21 protein-coding genes are annotated in these 17,007 nt (G+C 52.6%); 6 read left to right on the top strand and 15 right to left on the bottom strand.

Going from position 1 to position 17,007, the window contains the following annotated elements; translation table 11 throughout:
- A partial coding sequence (locus QVF11_RS10360; protein WP_287856755.1) for a hypothetical protein occupies positions 1 to 283 on the top strand: 283 nt, incomplete at its 5' end.
- A gap of 93 nt (positions 284 to 376) precedes the next feature.
- Entirely contained in the window at positions 377 to 787 is a 411-nt protein-coding gene (locus QVF11_RS10355; RefSeq protein ID WP_287856753.1) for a Spy/CpxP family protein refolding chaperone, read from the top strand.
- 36 nt (positions 788 to 823) lie between these two features.
- On the opposite strand, the gene QVF11_RS10350 is transcribed toward QVF11_RS10355, so the two are convergent.
- Both QVF11_RS10350 and QVF11_RS10345 read right to left on the bottom strand, forming a co-directional pair.
- Positions 824 to 985, bottom strand: coding sequence for a hypothetical protein (locus tag QVF11_RS10350; RefSeq protein ID WP_167492721.1), 162 nt, complete (start codon positions 983 to 985; stop codon positions 824 to 826).
- Positions 986 to 1,009: 24 nt separating this feature from the next.
- On the bottom strand, positions 1,010 to 1,711 hold the full coding sequence (locus tag QVF11_RS10345; protein WP_182235026.1) for a pirin family protein: 702 nt from the start codon (positions 1,709 to 1,711) through the stop codon (positions 1,010 to 1,012).
- 104 nt (positions 1,712 to 1,815) lie between these two features.
- Between QVF11_RS10345 and QVF11_RS10340 the strand changes: the two genes are divergently transcribed.
- Positions 1,816 to 2,712: a LysR family transcriptional regulator gene (locus QVF11_RS10340; protein ID WP_110272932.1), complete on the top strand. Its 897-nt coding sequence runs from the start codon at positions 1,816 to 1,818 to the stop codon at positions 2,710 to 2,712.
- Between the two features lie 37 nt (positions 2,713 to 2,749).
- Here the strand turns inward: QVF11_RS10340 and QVF11_RS10335 are convergent, their stop codons facing one another.
- The 11 genes from QVF11_RS10335 to QVF11_RS10285 form a co-directional block, all read right to left on the bottom strand.
- On the bottom strand, positions 2,750 to 3,118 hold the full coding sequence (locus QVF11_RS10335) for a DUF805 domain-containing protein (RefSeq protein ID WP_112213618.1): 369 nt from the start codon (positions 3,116 to 3,118) through the stop codon (positions 2,750 to 2,752).
- 126 nt (positions 3,119 to 3,244) lie between these two features.
- Positions 3,245 to 4,231: a glutathione S-transferase family protein gene (locus tag QVF11_RS10330; protein ID WP_142514409.1), complete on the bottom strand. Its 987-nt coding sequence runs from the start codon at positions 4,229 to 4,231 to the stop codon at positions 3,245 to 3,247.
- A 69-nt stretch (positions 4,232 to 4,300) separates the two neighbouring features.
- Positions 4,301 to 4,693: a DoxX family protein gene (locus QVF11_RS10325; protein ID WP_110272936.1), complete on the bottom strand. Its 393-nt coding sequence runs from the start codon at positions 4,691 to 4,693 to the stop codon at positions 4,301 to 4,303.
- Positions 4,694 to 4,944: 251 nt separating this feature from the next.
- Positions 4,945 to 5,244, bottom strand: coding sequence for a YqjK-like family protein (locus QVF11_RS10320; RefSeq protein WP_112213621.1), 300 nt, complete (start codon positions 5,242 to 5,244; stop codon positions 4,945 to 4,947).
- The gene (locus QVF11_RS10315) at positions 5,241 to 5,639 is read right to left on the bottom strand and encodes a phage holin family protein (RefSeq protein ID WP_112213622.1); all 399 of its coding nucleotides are present in this window, start codon (positions 5,637 to 5,639) and stop codon (positions 5,241 to 5,243) included. Before QVF11_RS10315 ends, QVF11_RS10320 begins: the two co-directional genes overlap by 4 nt.
- A gap of 2 nt (positions 5,640 to 5,641) precedes the next feature.
- Positions 5,642 to 5,947 carry an ElaB/YgaM/YqjD family protein gene (locus tag QVF11_RS10310; RefSeq protein WP_004125506.1) on the bottom strand — a complete coding sequence of 102 codons (306 nt, stop codon included), beginning with the start codon at positions 5,945 to 5,947 and terminating at the stop codon, positions 5,642 to 5,644.
- Between the two features lie 45 nt (positions 5,948 to 5,992).
- Entirely contained in the window at positions 5,993 to 6,361 is a 369-nt protein-coding gene (locus QVF11_RS10305; RefSeq protein WP_112213623.1) for a DUF1090 domain-containing protein, read from the bottom strand.
- A 149-nt stretch (positions 6,362 to 6,510) separates the two neighbouring features.
- On the bottom strand, positions 6,511 to 6,888 hold the full coding sequence (mzrA, locus tag QVF11_RS10300; protein WP_167492848.1) for an EnvZ/OmpR regulon moderator MzrA: 378 nt from the start codon (positions 6,886 to 6,888) through the stop codon (positions 6,511 to 6,513).
- A gap of 8 nt (positions 6,889 to 6,896) precedes the next feature.
- Positions 6,897 to 7,559, bottom strand: a complete 663-nt coding sequence (yqjA, locus tag QVF11_RS10295; RefSeq protein WP_112213625.1) for a DedA family general envelope maintenance protein YqjA — start codon at positions 7,557 to 7,559, stop codon at positions 6,897 to 6,899.
- A 338-nt stretch (positions 7,560 to 7,897) separates the two neighbouring features.
- On the bottom strand, positions 7,898 to 8,674 hold the full coding sequence (gene exuR / locus QVF11_RS10290) for a transcriptional regulator ExuR (RefSeq protein ID WP_112213626.1): 777 nt from the start codon (positions 8,672 to 8,674) through the stop codon (positions 7,898 to 7,900).
- Positions 8,675 to 8,803: 129 nt separating this feature from the next.
- Positions 8,804 to 10,105 carry an MFS transporter gene (locus QVF11_RS10285; protein WP_142515450.1) on the bottom strand — a complete coding sequence of 434 codons (1,302 nt, stop codon included), beginning with the start codon at positions 10,103 to 10,105 and terminating at the stop codon, positions 8,804 to 8,806.
- Positions 10,106 to 10,587: 482 nt separating this feature from the next.
- Here QVF11_RS10285 and uxaC point away from each other — a divergent pair, with 482 nt between their 5' ends.
- The 3 genes from uxaC to QVF11_RS10270 all read left to right on the top strand — a co-directional run bounded on the left by uxaC (position 10,588) and on the right by QVF11_RS10270 (position 14,307).
- On the top strand, positions 10,588 to 12,000 hold the full coding sequence (gene uxaC, locus QVF11_RS10280) for a glucuronate isomerase (protein WP_112213628.1): 1,413 nt from the start codon (positions 10,588 to 10,590) through the stop codon (positions 11,998 to 12,000).
- Positions 12,001 to 12,018: 18 nt separating this feature from the next.
- A complete protein-coding gene (locus tag QVF11_RS10275; protein ID WP_287856746.1) occupies positions 12,019 to 13,506 on the top strand; it encodes a UxaA family hydrolase in 1,488 nt (495 codons plus the stop codon).
- 246 nt (positions 13,507 to 13,752) lie between these two features.
- The gene (locus QVF11_RS10270) at positions 13,753 to 14,307 is read left to right on the top strand and encodes a YgjV family protein (protein WP_287856744.1); all 555 of its coding nucleotides are present in this window, start codon (positions 13,753 to 13,755) and stop codon (positions 14,305 to 14,307) included.
- Between the two features lie 15 nt (positions 14,308 to 14,322).
- Here the strand turns inward: QVF11_RS10270 and sstT are convergent, their stop codons facing one another.
- A complete protein-coding gene (sstT, locus tag QVF11_RS10265; RefSeq protein WP_287856742.1) occupies positions 14,323 to 15,570 on the bottom strand; it encodes a serine/threonine transporter SstT in 1,248 nt (415 codons plus the stop codon).
- 253 nt (positions 15,571 to 15,823) lie between these two features.
- Positions 15,824 to 16,792, bottom strand: a complete 969-nt coding sequence (locus tag QVF11_RS10260; RefSeq protein WP_287856740.1) for a TerC family protein — start codon at positions 16,790 to 16,792, stop codon at positions 15,824 to 15,826.
- Positions 16,793 to 17,007 lie beyond the last annotated feature (215 nt).

Below are 17,007 nucleotides of genomic sequence, written 5' to 3'. Positions count from 1 at the left end.
GACGCTATACCGAAAAGAAAGCGGCTTAACGGTCAGCTTCAACTTTTCAGAAAACCCTCATCAGAAATGGCGGGGTTTTTGCTTTCTGGCTCTGCTGGAATTGCCCGATGGTTTTATAGGTCAGGTAAGACGCCACCCGCCACCTGACAAGAATGCGGGCACAATGCGCAAGGCAGGTTTGTCATTAACACCAACCCTCTCTCATAAGGTCAGGTATTTTATATTCACTCAATTAATTATTTATTTTAATGCATTTCTATTAATTATATTTTCTGAACTTTAACTACATCTATACGTACTATTTCTTACATTTCCACATCTGCTTCTGAAAAATAATAAGCCGCCCTTTCTGACAATTACCCTTCAGGATAAAACAATGAAATTAATGACCCGTATCGTGTTCACCGCTGTTCTGGCTAGCGGATTCTCTATGGCGGCCCAGGCTGCTGATGTTAAGGCTGCACCAGCCCCAGCACAGGATCCGATTGTTCAACATTTAAAGCTGACCAACGAACAGGTAACGAAAATTAAGAGTCTGCACCAGCAATTGGAAAAAAATGTTCAGCAGATTTCCCAGAAAGATATTAAAGACGGCGTACTGTTTGATGTGATCGATTCCGGAAAATGGAATGAAAAAGCGGTTAAAGATCAGTTGGCGGCATTTAGCAAAGTAGAACAGCAGGTTCGCTACTATCGTGTGAAATACTATTTTGGTGTGAACCAGGTATTAACGCCAGAGCAGCGCAAGCAGGTGCAAAAAGATTTAGCCCAGGAACTGAGCGAGTAAATCAATCGGCCCCGTTCTGGGGCCGATGTTTTTACGTCAGGCGAGGCTCTCTTCGTCCTGAATCCGTACCTCCGCTTCCGCGACGATAGCTTCCAGTTCACTTAACATCTCTTCATAGCCAAAACTGACTGCGACCATAACTTCCGGTTGCGGCTGTTGCACTAATATCGCTGCTTTTTTTGCTTTCTTCTTGCTCACAGGCAAACTCCCTTACTGCCGTTGTTACACAGGTAAATCTATCAGCAAAGCACGTAACGGCGTATCGGCGACGAGGGTAATGTTAGCTTCGTCACGAATAAACGCGCCATCACCACAGGTCAGGGCCTGTTTTTCTTCTTCTTGCACAAGCGCATGCACCGTCCCGTGAATCGACTGCAGATAGGCGCGCGGGCCGTGAAGCTGGACGCTGAGCTGCTCGCCTTTTGCCAGTTCGATATGGTGGATCCATACCTGCTGGCGCAACTGGAGACTATTTTGGCTACCGTCCGGCGAGGCCAGCAGCTGTTGCGGCCCGGCGGCGATCGCTATTTTCTGGACTAGTGGATTTTCATGCTGCGGACAAGCATCTAGCCACAGCTGCATTCGCGTCAACGAACCCTCTTTACTCAGGTTGTGCTCGCTATAGCTGACGCCGGGTTGAGTCGAAATCAGCAGTGCCTCTCCCGCTTTCGCCTGGATATGGTTGCCGTCACTGTCGCGGTACTCCGCTTCCCCTTCCAGTATCAGGTTCAGAATATCGACCTTCGGGTAGGTACGCGGCTGGAACGAGGCGCCGGGCGCCAGCACTTCCTGGTTGAGCACGCGCAGAGACGCGTAGCCTAGCAGTTTCGGGTCGAAGTAGTGGCCAAAGGAAAAGGTGTAGCGGGCCTGCAGCCAGCCGAAGTCAGCTTGACCGCATTGTTTGGCTGTTCGGGTAGTAATCATTTTCTTGACCTCTCTTTACACTAAATCAATGGTAAAGGTATGGACGGTGTATTGTTAGCCAGATATTCTGCCCGGTATGTTCAAATTTCCTGAATGAGAGAATGATGGCCAAAGAGAGAGCACTAACGCTGGAAGCGTTGCGCGTTATGGATGCGATTGACCGACGCGGAAGCTTTGCCGCTGCGGCTGATGAACTCGGTCGTGTTCCTTCGGCGCTGAGCTATACCATGCAAAAGCTGGAGGAGGAGCTCGATGTCGTGCTGTTTGACCGCTCAGGACATCGAACAAAATTCACCAACGTTGGGCGAATGCTGCTGGAGCGTGGACGGGTTCTGCTGGAAGCGGCGGATAAGTTGACGACCGACGCTGAAGCCCTGTCGCGCGGTTGGGAAACGCATCTGACTCTTGTCACCGAAGCGCTGGTGCCAACCACCAATCTATTTCCGCTGATTGAAAAGCTGGCGACCAAATCTAATACTCAGCTGTCGATCATTACTGAAGTGCTGGCCGGTGCGTGGGAGCGCCTCGAGCAGGGTCGGGCGGATATTGTCGTTGCGCCGGATATGCATTTTCGCTCATCGTCGGAAATTAATTCCCGCAAGCTTTACTCGGTGACAAGCGTCTATGTTGCCGCGCCGGATCATCCGATTCATCAAGAGCCAGAGCCGCTTTCCGAAGTTACGCGCGTGAAGTATCGCGGCGTAGCGGTGGCCGATACCGCTCGCGAACGCCCGGTATTGACGGTGCAACTGCTCGACAAGCAGCCGCGATTAACCGTCAGTACGATTGAAGATAAACGTCAGGCGCTATTGGCAGGACTGGGCGTGGCGACAATGCCTTATCCGCTCGTTGAGCAGGATATTGCCGAAGGTCGTTTACGGGTGGTCAGCCCGGAATACAGTAATGAGGTTGATATCATTATGGCCTGGCGTCGCGATAGCATGGGTGAAGCGAAGTCATGGTGCCTGCGCGAGATCCCGAAGCTGTTTATGAATAGATAGAGCAACATGCGCCCCTTTTTGGCAAGGGGCGCATTGTTTAGTATGAGGTTGGTTTTGGGTCCGGCCCGAAGCGGTTATTGCCGGGAGTACCGTTCTGGCAATTAAAAATAATGATCACCAGCCAGCCGATAACAGGAATCAGCAGTAATAACAGCCACCATGCCGAACGGTCGGTGTCGTGCAAACGACGAAACTGCACCGCCCACCACGGTAAAAATACCAGTATGGCATAGATAGTCGTCAGGATGCCTTCTCCTCCCGCGCGCTGCCAGCCGAGCATTTTATCAATGATGCTGAGTACGCCAGTCAGGATGATGTTGACCAGAATAAACATCCAGTACTCTTTGCGCCGGGCGCGGCCGCCAAATCCAAGATAGTTTTGTAATACTTTAAGATACCAGTCCATTTCTACGCCTCAATTAACCGTCAATCACTTGTTTTTAAAGCGATCGAAATAAGAATAGACGTGAATGAAATGTTGGCAAATATTTGCTGAATGAATTATTGGGCGCTGTAAATAGCGCCCAATATCTTAGCGGAAGCGAAGATCGCGGCCGTGCGGCTCGCTGAGATCTTGCTGTGGACCAATGGAGATAATCCCGGTTGGGTTGATCGTTTTATGGCTACGGTAGTAGTGGTTGCGAATATGGGCAAAATCTACCGTTTCGGCAATGCCTGGCATCTGGTAGATATCGCGCAGGAAGCCATAAAGATTGAGATAATCGCTGATGCGGTGTTTATCGCATTTAAAATGGGTCACATACACCGGGTCGAAGCGAACCAGTGTAGTCCACAGGCGAATATCTGCCTCGGTTAACTGGTTACCCGTCAGGAAGCGGTGCTGTCCCAGGATTTGCTCAAGGCGCTCCAGCGAGGTAAATACCGCATCGACCGCTTCGTCGTAGGCCTGCTGGCTGGTGGCAAATCCGGCTTTATAAACGCCGTTGTTAACGTTGTCGTAGATCCAGCCGTTCAGCTCATCAATTTGATCACGCAGCTCAGGTGGATAGTAATCTCCGGCGCGAGCACCGAGCCCATCGAAAGCGGAGTTGAACATGCGGATGATTTCAGCCGACTCGTTACTGACGATGGTGTGCTGTTTTTTATCCCACAACACCGGCACCGTAACGCGCCCGCTGTATTGCGGATCGGCATGCAGGTACAGCTGATAAAGAAATTCGTGCTGATAGAGGGTATCGCCAGTGGCCGCCGGAAAGCTATCGTCGAACGTCCAGCCGTTCTCGAACATTAAGGGATTGACCACCGAGACTGAAATAAACGGCTCTAACCCTTTCAGACTGCGTAGAATTAAGGTGCGATGCGCCCATGGACAGGCAAGAGAAACGTACAGATGATAGCGGTCTTTTTCCGCCGGAAATCCTGGTTCACCACCCGGTCCTGGTGCGCCATCGGCGGTTAGCCAGTTGCGAAAGGCAGAAACAGAACGCTTGAACCGCCCTCCGGTGGATTGGGTGTCATACCAGGTATCGTGCCAGACGCCGTCAATTAATTGTCCCATCATTTCCTCCCTCAGATAGCAAAAGCGAGGAGATGTCCCCTCGCTTTGTCTTTATTCAGTATAGCGTGCTTACCATTTCTTATTCAGCACGCGGTCGATACTGAATGCGCCCGGGCCGGTGATACCCAGCAGCAGGAAGCCACCAGCGATGGTCAGGTTTTTCATGAACATCAGCGAGTTCACGCCTTCAGCAAAGTTGCTGTGGAACAGGAACGCGGTCAGTACGGTGAAGCCTGCTGTGAATAGCGCAGTAGTGCGAGTCAGGAAACCGAACAGAATTGCCAGACCGCCGCCAAATTCAAGCAGAATAACCAGCGGCAGCATAAAACCAGGGACGCCCATGGCTTCCATATATTGTTGGGTACCCGCATAACCAGTGATTTTTCCCCAACCTGCGGTGATAAACAGAATTGGCATCAGAATGCGTGCTACCAGTACACCAACATCTTCTAATTTTTTCATTTCTTACTCCATAAAACCCAAAGGGCGGCGATTTTGTTTTTTAGTGCAATCCTGCGTATGACGCGGGGTTGCTGTCGATGGAGTGAATATTAGCGAGGCTGTGACGTAATTGTTAGCAAGGAAAACTGTAGATCTACTTCAAAGATTCTGAGTAACCATTGATAAAGCAAATGAATAGAAGGGCCGACTGAGCGGTCTGGATAATGGTGTTCGGTGGGAGACGTTAAATAGGAAGAGGCACAAGATGTGCCTCAGCGTGTTGATTGCTGGCGCAGCAGGCTACGCGCCATGCGCCAGGTGCTCCAGAGACCAAAACTGCGTTTTGTCCAACGGAGTAAAAAGCGCGGGTGGCGGACAGACCACACCGCGATGAGTCCACTGCCAACCATCGCCCATGAACGCAAGTTAAGTAGGGTATGCCAGCCGCGATCTATTGGCGCGGTTGCTTCCAGCCAGTCGCGCCGGCTGGCGTTGAGATCCAACCGTTGCTGTTGGATTAGACGCAGCAGACGTGCTTTTTGCCGTTCACGTTCCTGTTGGTCGCGGCTCATGGTTTATCGTCCTCCAGTAAGGACCTGTCGTTAGCCAGTTCCTGACGCGTAAGGCGCAGAAACGTCGAACGTCGGGCCTTACTAAGCGTCCAGATACCGCCAATAAGAGCCGCCAGCAGCAGGGTCACGGTGGTGGCGATCATCACGTTCAGGCGATATTGCGCATCGACGGCCCAGATAATGAGGACCAACAGACTCATCAACCCGAATGCAGCAAATAGCAATGTCAGCCCTAGCATCAGAAACAGCTGAAAGAGATTCGCTTTCTCCTCTTCCAGCTCCACGACCACCAGGCGCAGGCGCGTTTCCACCATTTCGACCAGCAGGGTAACTATCCGCTGACCAATGCCGAAAACGCTTTGACCCGGCCCCTGTGTGTGTTGAGAGTTTGCCATAATCAGCGGCGCGTCAGCAGAACACCCAGCACCAATCCGACAGCTGCGCCAATTCCGACGCCGGTCCACGGATTTTCGCGGACGTATTCATCGGCGCGAGCAGCGGTTTCGCGCGTTTGCTTCACAATGGCGTCGCTGGTTTCTCCCAAACGAACGCGGCTCTCTTTCAGCGCGCTTTCGGCTTTGCTACGCAGCTTACCAATCTCTTCTTTCGATTTATCCGTGGAGGAGTTCAGCACTTCTTCCAGGGTGTCAGCCAGCGTTTTCAGTTCCGCACGCAGGTCTTCTGCAACGTTATCTTTAGCCATGTTTATCTCCTGTTAAAGTGGTCCATATTGGTCTTACTTAACCGATTAATACTCGCGAGATTGCAGCGTTTTCAGCTCTTGCTGCGCTTCATCAAGTTTATGCTGGCGCTTGCTGATTTTGTCAGCATCGCCTTTCTGTTCGGCTTCGCGCAGATCGTTCTGCCGTTCGGCTATTTCTGCTTGCTGTTTGGCGATTTTTTGCTGGTGTTCAGCTTTGAGCTTACTGTCGCTGCAATTTGCTCTGACTTCACTAAGCGCTCGATTCAAACCATCAATACGGTTCTGATTATGATGTTTTTCTGCGTAGCTGATCTCCCGCTGGATATCCTGCTCTTTTTCCTGACAAGGGGAGATGGCAAAGGCACTGGCGCTCAGTGAAGAAAGAACCAGAATTAAAGCGATGCGGTGTTTCATGGATGCGACCTTCCATTGTGTGAGGGCATACCTGAGGGTATACCCGATCCAGTTGATTAACGTGAGCCTGGTGACTCCCGCAAACCTAATCATAGTAAGTAAAACGGAAAATCACCAAACCGGGTGAAAATATTCGGAATTTTCGTTGATTACCCGAATCTGTGTGGGGTATCGCGCAGGCGCGAAATCCAGGCCGTCGGTGAATTATCGTCTTCCAGCAAAGCGATAATATAACCATGTGGCAGTGCGCGGCCCAACACTTCTTTGGCCGCGACGCCCTGGGCGTTGGAGTCAAACTTGATAAGCAGGCCATCATTTTGCGGCGTAATGCTTTTAAAGCTGATGCCATTGGCGTCGAGGTGATGCCAGACGGAAAAACCGTCCGGCATGCTGATACCCTGGCTGACGGGACGGATAGCCAGGGTAGATTCCTGCTGTTGCACGGTCAGCCAGAGCCAGAACAGACCGCACAGGAGTAACGAGCCGCCCAGCACCCAGCTTATGTGACGCAGTGAAGGACGTTTAATCACCATCATCAGCTCCGGCTTCTGTGTTTTTTCTTCCACAGGACAATCAGCGAGCCAACCAGGCCAAATACCAAAAGCGCCACCGGCAGCAGCATCAGGCAGGACATCAGCTGATCTTCATACTTCAGGAATACCGGCGTTTTTCCCAGCAGGTATCCCAGTGAGGTCAGGATCAGGACCCACAGCAGGCCGCTCATCCAGTTAAAGAACTGGAAGCGTGCGCTGCTCAGGCCAGATAGTCCGGCAATGGTCGGCAGCAGCGTGCGGACGAAAGCGATAAAGCGGCCGATCAGCAGCGCGGAAAGCCCATGTTTATGGAACAGATGGTGCGCGCGCTGATGATAGTGTGAGGGTAGGTGCGAAAGCCAGTTTTGTACGATTCGCGTATTGCCCAACCAGCGACCCTGAATGTAGCTTAGCCAGCAGCCGAGACTTGCCGCAGCGGTGAGGAGCAACAGCGTTTCAGGAAAGCCCATCGCGCCCTTAGCAATCAACACGCCGACCAGCACGAGCAGGCTGTCGCCCGGTAAAAAGGCGGCAGGTAGCAAACCGTTCTCAAGGAACAAAATCATAAATAAGACGAAATACAGCATGCCAATCATGGACGGATTAGCGAGAGTTTCGTAATCCTGAGCCCACAAGGCATTCAATAATTGGGTTAATAGTTCCATTCACGATTCCTGGTACATCGGTTAACGGCACGTCTGAACGCGGTGTATGCATGGCGACATGGCTTCTTATTGGATTATGGTCGCTGCTGCGCTCTGAACGGATCCCTGTTTAAAAGTGAAGTAAGCAAAAGCTAACTCTCAGAACGACAAAATGCATCTAATTGTAACAAACCAGCTGACTTTACGTCATAGAAATTGCTGTTTGTTGCATATTGATTTTGCTGATTGCGAAGGAGGGAGGCGAGAGTATTTACACAGGCTGACACTATATATGTTTTGCTTACCCTGCGGGGTTTGCGGGCAGCGGCGCAATGGCTGCCCGGGAAGAAGATAATGGTCTATTTTACGCCGTTGGCGGCGGTATCGAGATGAACGACCGGATTATCAGCAAACAGATAGCGGTCCGCATTGAATTCGAAGTCATCGCTGGTTTCGTTAAACAGCATGAGCTTGGTGTTTTCCAGATGCTGCCACATGGCCAGTTTTGCCGCGTGTGGATCCTTGCGGATAAGCGCTTTGAGGATTTGGTCATGATCGTCGCACCAGTTATCGACGGTGCGCAGGTCGATGTGGTCGTGCAGCTTCTTCCAGTACGGGTTATGCACTCGCTGGGTCCACATCTTTTCAACGATAGCGGCTAAGGCGGTGTTTTGCGTCGCCAGAGCCACCTGAACGTGAAACTGAAGATCCCACTCGGAGTCGCGGAAGCATTTTTCTTTACGCGCTTTCTCCTGAATTTCCATCAGTTTCATGATGTCTTGCTTGGTTACCTGAGTGGCAGCGAACTCGGCGATATTACTTTCAATGAGCTGACGGGCTTGCAGCAGCTCAAACGGACCGTAGCTGGCGAACTCCAGCGACTCATCAGGAATTTGCTGATGCTTCGGTTGGTTGGAGATAACGTGGATGCCGGAACCTTTGCGTACTTCAACGTAGCCTTCCACTTCCAGCATAATAATGGCTTCGCGAACCACGGTGCGGCTAACGCTTTTTTCATCAGCAATAAACCGCTCTGCGGGCAGTTTATCGCCCACAAGGTAGACACCTTGTTCAATACGCGTCTTCAACTCGGCGGCAAGCTGCTGATACAAACGACGCGGTTCAGTGATTTCCATATTCGCTCCCGGGAGATGGCGACAATATTGGATTTGTTATACCACTTTTACGCGCTTCTCACCACCAGAAGAGACGAAAAAGCCGCCTTTATACCGGCGGCTTTCATGTCCTAATTAACCAGGCAGACTCTAGCTTTGCGTTGCCGGTTTACTGGTGTTTAACGGCGTGGGATCGTCATCGGCTGATTTATTTTTCAGGACCGTCCAGATAACTATCGCGCCCAGCACATCGAATACTGCCAGTACGGCGAACAGCGGGCTAAAGCCGATAGTATCAGCCAGTGCACCGACGACCAGGGCAAACATAGTACTTGCCAGCCATGCGGCCATCCCGGTCATCCCATTCGCCGTTGCCACTTCGTTACGACCAAATACGTCGGAAGAGAGCGTGATCAGCGCACCGGACAGCGCCTGGTGAGCAAAGCCACCGACGCACAGCAGCGCGATAGCCACGAATGGGCTGGTGAACAGACCGATCATCCCTGGGCCAATCATCAGCAGCGCACCCATGGTGACCACCATTTTACGCGAAACGATCAGGTTAACGCCAAACCAGCGCTGGAACAGCGGCGGCAGGTAACCCCCAATGATGCACCCGAGGTCGGCAAACAGCATCGGCATCCACGCAAACATGGCGATCTCTTTCAGGTTAAAGCCGTAAACTTTAAACATGAACAGCGGGATCCACGCGTTGAAGGTCCCCCATGCAGGTTCTGCAAGGAAGCGCGGCAGGGCGATACCCCAGAACTGACGGTTGCGCAGAATCTGCCACGGGGACATTTTCTTGCCGTTATTGGTCTGATGCTGAGACTCCTGGCCACCAATAATATATTCGCGTTCTTCTTCGGTTAATTTTTTCTGATCACGCGGGTGTTTGTAGAAAACCAGCCAGGCCATTGCCCAGGCAAAGCTCAGGACGCCGGAGATAATAAACGCCATCTGCCAGCTGTGCATTACGATAGCCCATACCACCAGCGGCGGCGCGATCATTGCACCGATAGAAGAGCCAACGTTGAAGTAGCCGACGGCGATTGAACGCTCTTTTGCCGGGAACCACTCAGAGCTGGCCTTCAGACCTGCGGGGATCATCGCGGCTTCAGCGGCACCTACTGCGCCACGCGCCAACGCCAGGCCGCCCCAGCTTCCCGCCAGCGCCGTGGAGCCGCAGAAGACTGCCCAGGCAACAGCAAAGAAGGCATAGCCGATTTTGGTACCCAAAACGTCCAGCACGTAGCCGGCAACCGGCTGCATGACGGTATAAGCAGCAGAATAGGCCGCGATGATATAGGAATACTGTTGGGTGGAGATGTGTAACTCTTCCATCAGAGTTGGCGCAGCTGCCGCCACAGTGTTACGCGTCAGGTACCCCAGCACGGTGCCTAACGTCACCAGTGCGATCATGTACCAACGTAACCCTTTAATTTTACGCATGTAAACCTCATCGTTTGTTATATATCCGCAGCGGGTGCGGCTATCTTCCAGCCCTGTAACTGAGGCGAAGAAGGAGAAACGGAGGGCTCAGGAGAGGAAACCTCATATGGCCCGAACCTTGCCATCAACTGTTGTGTCTAATTCGGCATCCATACCGGTAAATCCAACGTAATAATTCGTTGGTAATGCATTCCGTCGGTTTATATGTTTCGACGGCAGCAAGATAACTTGTCATACAACTTCAAAAGGTGAGTGACATCACAAAAGTGGGAAAGTTTGTGTGGGCATTCATTCCTGAGATAAAGGCCAGAGCTGGCGCGCTCTGGCGGGCTTTTTACTCCTTTGATGGTAATTTTTTTGTCGACGTTTATTGATCTAACTCACGAAAAATACTTCGGCCTGTGGAAATTGGTGTGATAACTTTGTCAGCATTATAGTCAATCATCTGATGGGCTCCCACAGGGGGCGAAGAGGACACGAAAATGACACCGTTTATGACCGAAGATTTCCTGCTTGACACCGAGTTTGCTCGCCGCCTGTACCACGATTATGCTAAAGACCAGCCGATTTTCGACTATCACTGCCACCTGCCGCCGCAGCAAATTGCCGAAAATTACCGCTTCAAAAATCTGTATGACATCTGGCTGAAAGGTGATCACTACAAATGGCGCGCGATGCGCACCAACGGCGTAGCCGAACGTCTGTGCACCGGTGATGCTTCCGATCGTGAGAAATTTGACGCCTGGGCGGCCACTGTACCGCATACTATTGGCAACCCGTTATACCACTGGACGCATCTTGAACTGCGTCGTCCTTTTGGTATTACAGGTAAGGTGCTCTCTCCGGCAACGGCGGATGAGATCTGGAATGAGTGTAACGATCTGCTGGCCCAGGACAGCTTCTCTGCTCGCGGCATCATGCAGCAGATGAACGTGAAGATGGTCGGCACCACCGACGACCCGGTTGATTCGCTGGAGCATCATGCCTCTGTCGCTAAAGACAGCACTTTCTCCGTGAAAGTGCTGCCGAGCTGGCGCCCGGACAAAGCGTTCAACATCGAACAGGCGACCTTTAACGACTACATGGCGAAGTTGGGAGAAGTGTCTGACACCGACATTCGTCGCTTTGCTGACCTGCAGTCCGCGCTGACGAAACGTCTGGATCACTTCGCCGCCCACGGTTGTAAGGTTTCTGACCATGCGCTGGATGTGGTGCTGTTTGCCGAAGCTAGCGAAAGCGAACTGGATACTATCCTGGCACGTCGTCTGGCGGGTGAATCCCTTAGCGAGCATGAAGTTGCGCAGTTCAAAACCGCGGTTCTGGTGTTCCTCGGCGCGGAATACGCTCGTCGCGGCTGGGTGCAGCAGTATCACATTGGCGCACTGCGTAACAACAACCTGCGTCAGTTCAAACTGTTAGGGCCAGACGTTGGTTTCGACTCCATCAACGACCGCCCGATGGCGGAAGAGCTGTCCAAACTGCTCAGCAAGCAGAACGAAGAAAACCTGCTGCCGAAAACCATCCTGTACTGCCTGAACCCGCGCGACAACGAAGTGCTAGGCACCATGACAGGCAACTTCCAGGGCGAAGGTATGCCAGGCAAGATGCAGTTCGGTTCCGGTTGGTGGTTCAACGATCAGAAAGACGGCATGGAACGTCAGATGACCCAGCTGGCGCAGCTCGGCCTGCTGAGCCGCTTTGTCGGTATGCTGACCGATAGCCGCAGCTTCCTCTCCTACACCCGTCATGAATACTTCCGTCGCATCCTTTGCCAGATGATAGGCCGTTGGGTTGAGGCTGGTGAAGCCCCGGCGGATATTCAGCTGCTGGGTGAGATGGTGAAAAACATTTGCTTTAACAATGCGCGTGACTACTTCGCCATTGAACTGAACTAAGACCAGAGGTCGGTTGATATGCAATACATTAAAATCCATTCGCAAGATAACGTCGCGGTAGCGTTGGCGGATATGGCGGCAGGCACGGTGGTCACCATTGACGGCGATACGGTCACGTTGGCTCAGGATGTTGCGCGCGGGCATAAGTTTACGCTGCGTAGCATTGCGAAGGGAGACAACGTCGTTAAGTACGGTCTGCCGATAGGACATGCGCTGGCGGATATTGCGCCGGGGGAACATATCCACTCCCACAATACGCGCACTAACTTAAGCGACCTAGACGCGTATAGCTATCAACCGGAACTTATCGAGCCCGTCGCGCAGCCTGCGGATCGCGATATCCAGATTTATCGTCGGGCCAACGGCGATGTTGGCGTGCGTAACGAGCTGTGGATCCTGCCGACCGTTGGCTGCGTCAACGCCATGGCCCGTCAGATGCAGAACCGCTTCCTGAAAGAAACCAACGACGCCGAAGGGATCGACGGCGTTCATCTCTTCAGCCACACCTACGGCTGTTCGCAGCTCGGCGACGATCATATTAACACCCGGACCATGCTGCAAAATATGGTGCGTCACCCAAATGCGGGCGCGGTGCTGGTAGTTGGTCTGGGTTGCGAAAACAACCAGGTTGATGCGTTCCGCGAAACCTTAGGTGAATTCGATCCTGAACGCGTTCACTTTATGATCTGTCAGCACCAGGATGATGAAGTGGAAGTGGGGATCGAGCATCTCCATCAGCTCTACAACGTGATGCGTAGTGACAAACGCGAACCGGGCAAGCTGAGCGAGTTGAAGTTCGGCCTTGAGTGCGGCGGTTCCGATGGTCTGTCCGGCATTACCGCGAACCCAATGCTGGGCCGTTTCTCGGATTACCTGATTGCTAATGGCGGTACCACCGTGCTGACCGAAGTTCCGGAAATGTTCGGTGCCGAGCAGCTGCTGATGAGCCACTGCCGTGACGAAGAGACCTTCGGCAAGCTGGTGACGATGGTCAATGACTTCAAACAGTACTTTATCGCCCACGACCAGCCAATTTACGAGAACCCATCACCGGGTAACAAAGCGGGCGGTATCACCACCCTGGAAGATAAATCGCTAGGCTGCACGCAGAAAGCGGGTTCCAGCCAGGTGGTTGACGTGCTGCGCTATGGCGAGCGGCTGAAAGTTCACGGACTCAACCTGCTGAGTGCACCAGGCAACGATGCGGTAGCGACCAGCGCGCTGGCCGGTGCGGGCTGCCATATGGTGCTATTCAGCACCGGTCGCGGCACGCCATACGGCGGTTTCGTTCCGACGGTGAAAATCTCCACCAACAGCGAACTGGCGGCGAAGAAAAAACACTGGATCGACTTCGACGCGGGACAGTTGATTCACGGTAAAGCGATGCCGCAGCTGCTGGAAGAGTTCGTTGACACCATTGTGGCCTTTGCTAATGGTAAGCAGACCTGCAACGAACGTAATGATTTCCGGGAACTGGCTATTTTCAAAAGCGGAGTCACCCTCTAATTACTCGTCATCTTTCGCACCACCGCTGTGTTGGCTACGTTTATCCACCCCGGTCACTTACTTCAGTAAGCTCCCGGGGATGTCTAAACTTGCCGCCTTGCTGTGGTGCGAAATCTTTAGAGTAATGAAAAGGAGGCGTTTCATATTATGATGCGCGTTTTGTTTTATACCCTAAATAATTTGAGTTGCAGGAACGCGGCTAACGCATATGCAACTTGAAGTATGACGGGTATATAAGGATCTCCCATGACCGCGTATTGGCTTGCCCAGGGCGTTGGTGTCATCGCCTTTCTGATCGGTATTACGACCTTTTTCAACCGGGATGAGCGCCGCTTTAAGCTGCAGCTTGCCGTCTACAGCGCCACCATTGGCGTACATTTCTTTTTGATGGGCGCCTGGCCGGCGGGAATGAGCGCCGAGCTCAATACCGTGCGCACCCTTATCTCAATGCGCACCCGCAAGCTGTGGGTGATGACGGTATTTATTGTGCTTACGCTGGTTCTGGGCCTGGCGAAACTGCAACACGCGATGGAGCTACTACCGATTGTTGGCACCCTGGCCAGTACCTGGGCGCTCTTTCGGTGCTCGGGCTTAACCGTTCGCTGCGTAATGTGGTGCGCGACCGCCTGTTGGGTTATCCATAACTTCTGGCTGGGCTCGATTGGCGGCACGATGATTGAAGGCAGCTTTCTGGTGATGAACGGTCTGAACATCATTCGTTTCCGTCGGATGCAAAAACGCGGTATTGACCCGTTTAAAGTCGAAAAAGCGGTGCAGGAAGAGAGCCCCTCCGCGCGTTAGCGGAGGGGAAGGGGATTAACTACGCAGAGCGTTCTTTGCTATCTGCTCGTCTTCGGCGATACAGGCAGCGGCGGTAAACAGAACGTCGGTAGATGAGTTCAGCGCAGTTTCGCAAGAGTCCTGCAACACGCCGATGATAAAGCCGACGGCGACGACCTGCATGGCAACATCGTTCGGAATGCCGAACATATTACAGGCCAGCGGGATCAGCAACAGCGAACCTCCCGCCACGCCGGAAGCACCACAGGCACACAGAGAGGCCACAACGCTAAGCAGCAGTGCGGTCGGCAAATCGACCGGCACTCCTAAAGTATGTACAGCGGCGAGAGTCAATACGGTGATGGTAATCGCCGCCCCGGCCATATTGATGGTCGCGCCCAGTGGAATAGAAACCGAGTAGGTATCGCGGTCCAGATTCAGCTTTTCACTCAGCGCCATATTCACCGGAATATTGGCGGCGGAGCTACGGGTGAAGAAGGCGTAAACGCCGCTCTCGCGCAGGCAGAGCAGAACCAGCGGATACGGGTTACGGCGAATTTTCCAGAACACCAGAAGCGGGTTAATCACCAGCGCCACCAGCAGCATACAGCCTACCAGTACCAGCAGCAGTTGAGCGTAGCCCCACAGGGTTTCAAAACCGGTGGTCGCCAGCGTTGAGGCCACCAGACCGAAGATACCCAGCGGTGCGAAACGAATCACTACCTTCACGATAAAAGTTACCGCGTGGGACATGTCGTTAATCAGATTTTTGGTGGTCTCGTTACCGTGGCGCAGCGCAAATCCCAGACCGACAGCCCATACCAGAATTCCGATATAGTTGGCGTTCAACAGCGCATTAATGGGGTTGGAGACCATGCTCATCAGCAGCCCGCGCAGAACTTCAACAATACCTGACGGCGGGGTAATACTGTCTGCCGCTGCGTTCAGATGCAGCGTTGAAGGAAAGACAAAGCTAAACAGCACCGCGGTTAACGCAGCGGCAAAGGTTCCCAGCAGGTAGAGGAACAGAATCGGGCGGATGCTGGTTTTTTGCCCCTGTTGATGGTTGGCGATGGAGGCCATCACCAGCATCAGTACCAGCACCGGCGCGACGGCTTTTAGCGCGCCGACGAACAGCGTGCCCAGCAGCCCGACTGCTTCTGCGGCAGGTTTTGAAACCGTCGCCAGCAGTACGCCGAGTACCAGACCGATTAAAATTTGTTTGACCAGACTGCCCTGAGCCAGTCGCCGTAGCAGGGTTGATGGGGGTGATTGAGTTGCCATGTTTCATTCCTTCCTGTGCTGTCGCTGTCCGTCCCGGCTACGTATTATTTGTAACGTTTATATCCGGATGTAAATAAATGTTTGCCTGGTTGAGTATACGGAAAGAACGCTATTGGGGAAGGGTAAAATTCTGTCTCTGGCTCTGATAATTCATTTTTTAACTACATATTAACGATTTTGTGACATGAGTAAGAATATTACATGGTGAACATTGCAGACCGGGCGAATAGGATTCACCCGGTCATTTGCGCCTTTATTGCAGCTGTTTTTTCTTGTCGTGCTGCTTATTGACCCAGGCATTGATGATTAGCGTCAATACCAGAATGCTGCCAACCACGCCAAGCGAAATGCCGATTGGAATATGGAAGAAATCGACAATCAGCATCTTGATACCGATAAACACCAGGATCACCGACAGGCCATATTTCAGCATCGAGAAGCGCTCAGCGACGCCTGCCAACAGGAAGTACATCGCACGCAGGCCGAGAATCGCGAACAGGTTTGAAGTCAGCACGATAAACGGATCGGTGGTGACGGCGAAGATGGCCGGAATACTGTCAACGGCAAAGATAACGTCGCTCAGCTCGACCAGAATCAGCACCAGTAGCAGCGGCGTAGCGTATAGCACGCCGTTTTTGCGGAGAAAGAAATGTTCGCCGTCAATCTTATCGGTCATGCGCAGATGACTGCGTATCCAGCGCACCAGCGGCTTATCGCCGATACCTGAATCATCCTCTTTCGCCAGCGCCATTTTCACCCCGGTAAACAGCAGGAATGCGCCGAAGACGTACAACAGCCACTCGAACTGGGAGATCAGCCAGCTACCGGCAAAGATCATGATCGTACGCAGCACGATCGCGCCAAGTACGCCATAAACCAGCACCCGACGCTGAAGCGCAGGCGGAACGGCGAAGTAGCTAAACAGCATCAGCCAGACGAAAACGTTATCCACGGCCAGCGCTTTTTCGATCAGATAACCGGTGAGGAACGCCAGCGCTTGCGGGTCGGCCACGGCGCGACCTTCGGTCTGCACCAGATACCACCAGAAAGCGGCGTTAAACAGAAGTGAGAGGGTAACCCAGAGGATTGACCAGCCAGCGGCTTGCTTCATGGTCATGCTATGTGCACCACGCCGTCCTTGCAGCAATAAGTCGATAGCCAACATGATGACCACGACCACTGAGAATCCGCCCCATAACAACGGTGTGCCGACAGTATTCATTACGATATTCCTTACATAAAAACAAAACGGCTGACGTCGGAAGACGGCAGCCGCTGCGCTTTTATGCATAGACCTCGCCTTCCGGCAAGGTCTCACTTACAACAAGAATCGAATCTTGTTGCCCGGCGACCGGATGCGGTTTTTCACGCATCGTAATGACGATCGGCCGGCAAGGAAGTTACTCCCCTTTGCGCGTAACAAAATATTACAAGTTA

This window comes from Klebsiella sp. (assembly GCF_027492335.1).
Lineage (GTDB): Bacteria > Pseudomonadota > Gammaproteobacteria > Enterobacterales > Enterobacteriaceae > Klebsiella > Klebsiella huaxiensis.
Note: the sequence above shows the minus strand (reverse complement) of the source record. Positions and strands in the feature narration are given on the sequence as shown.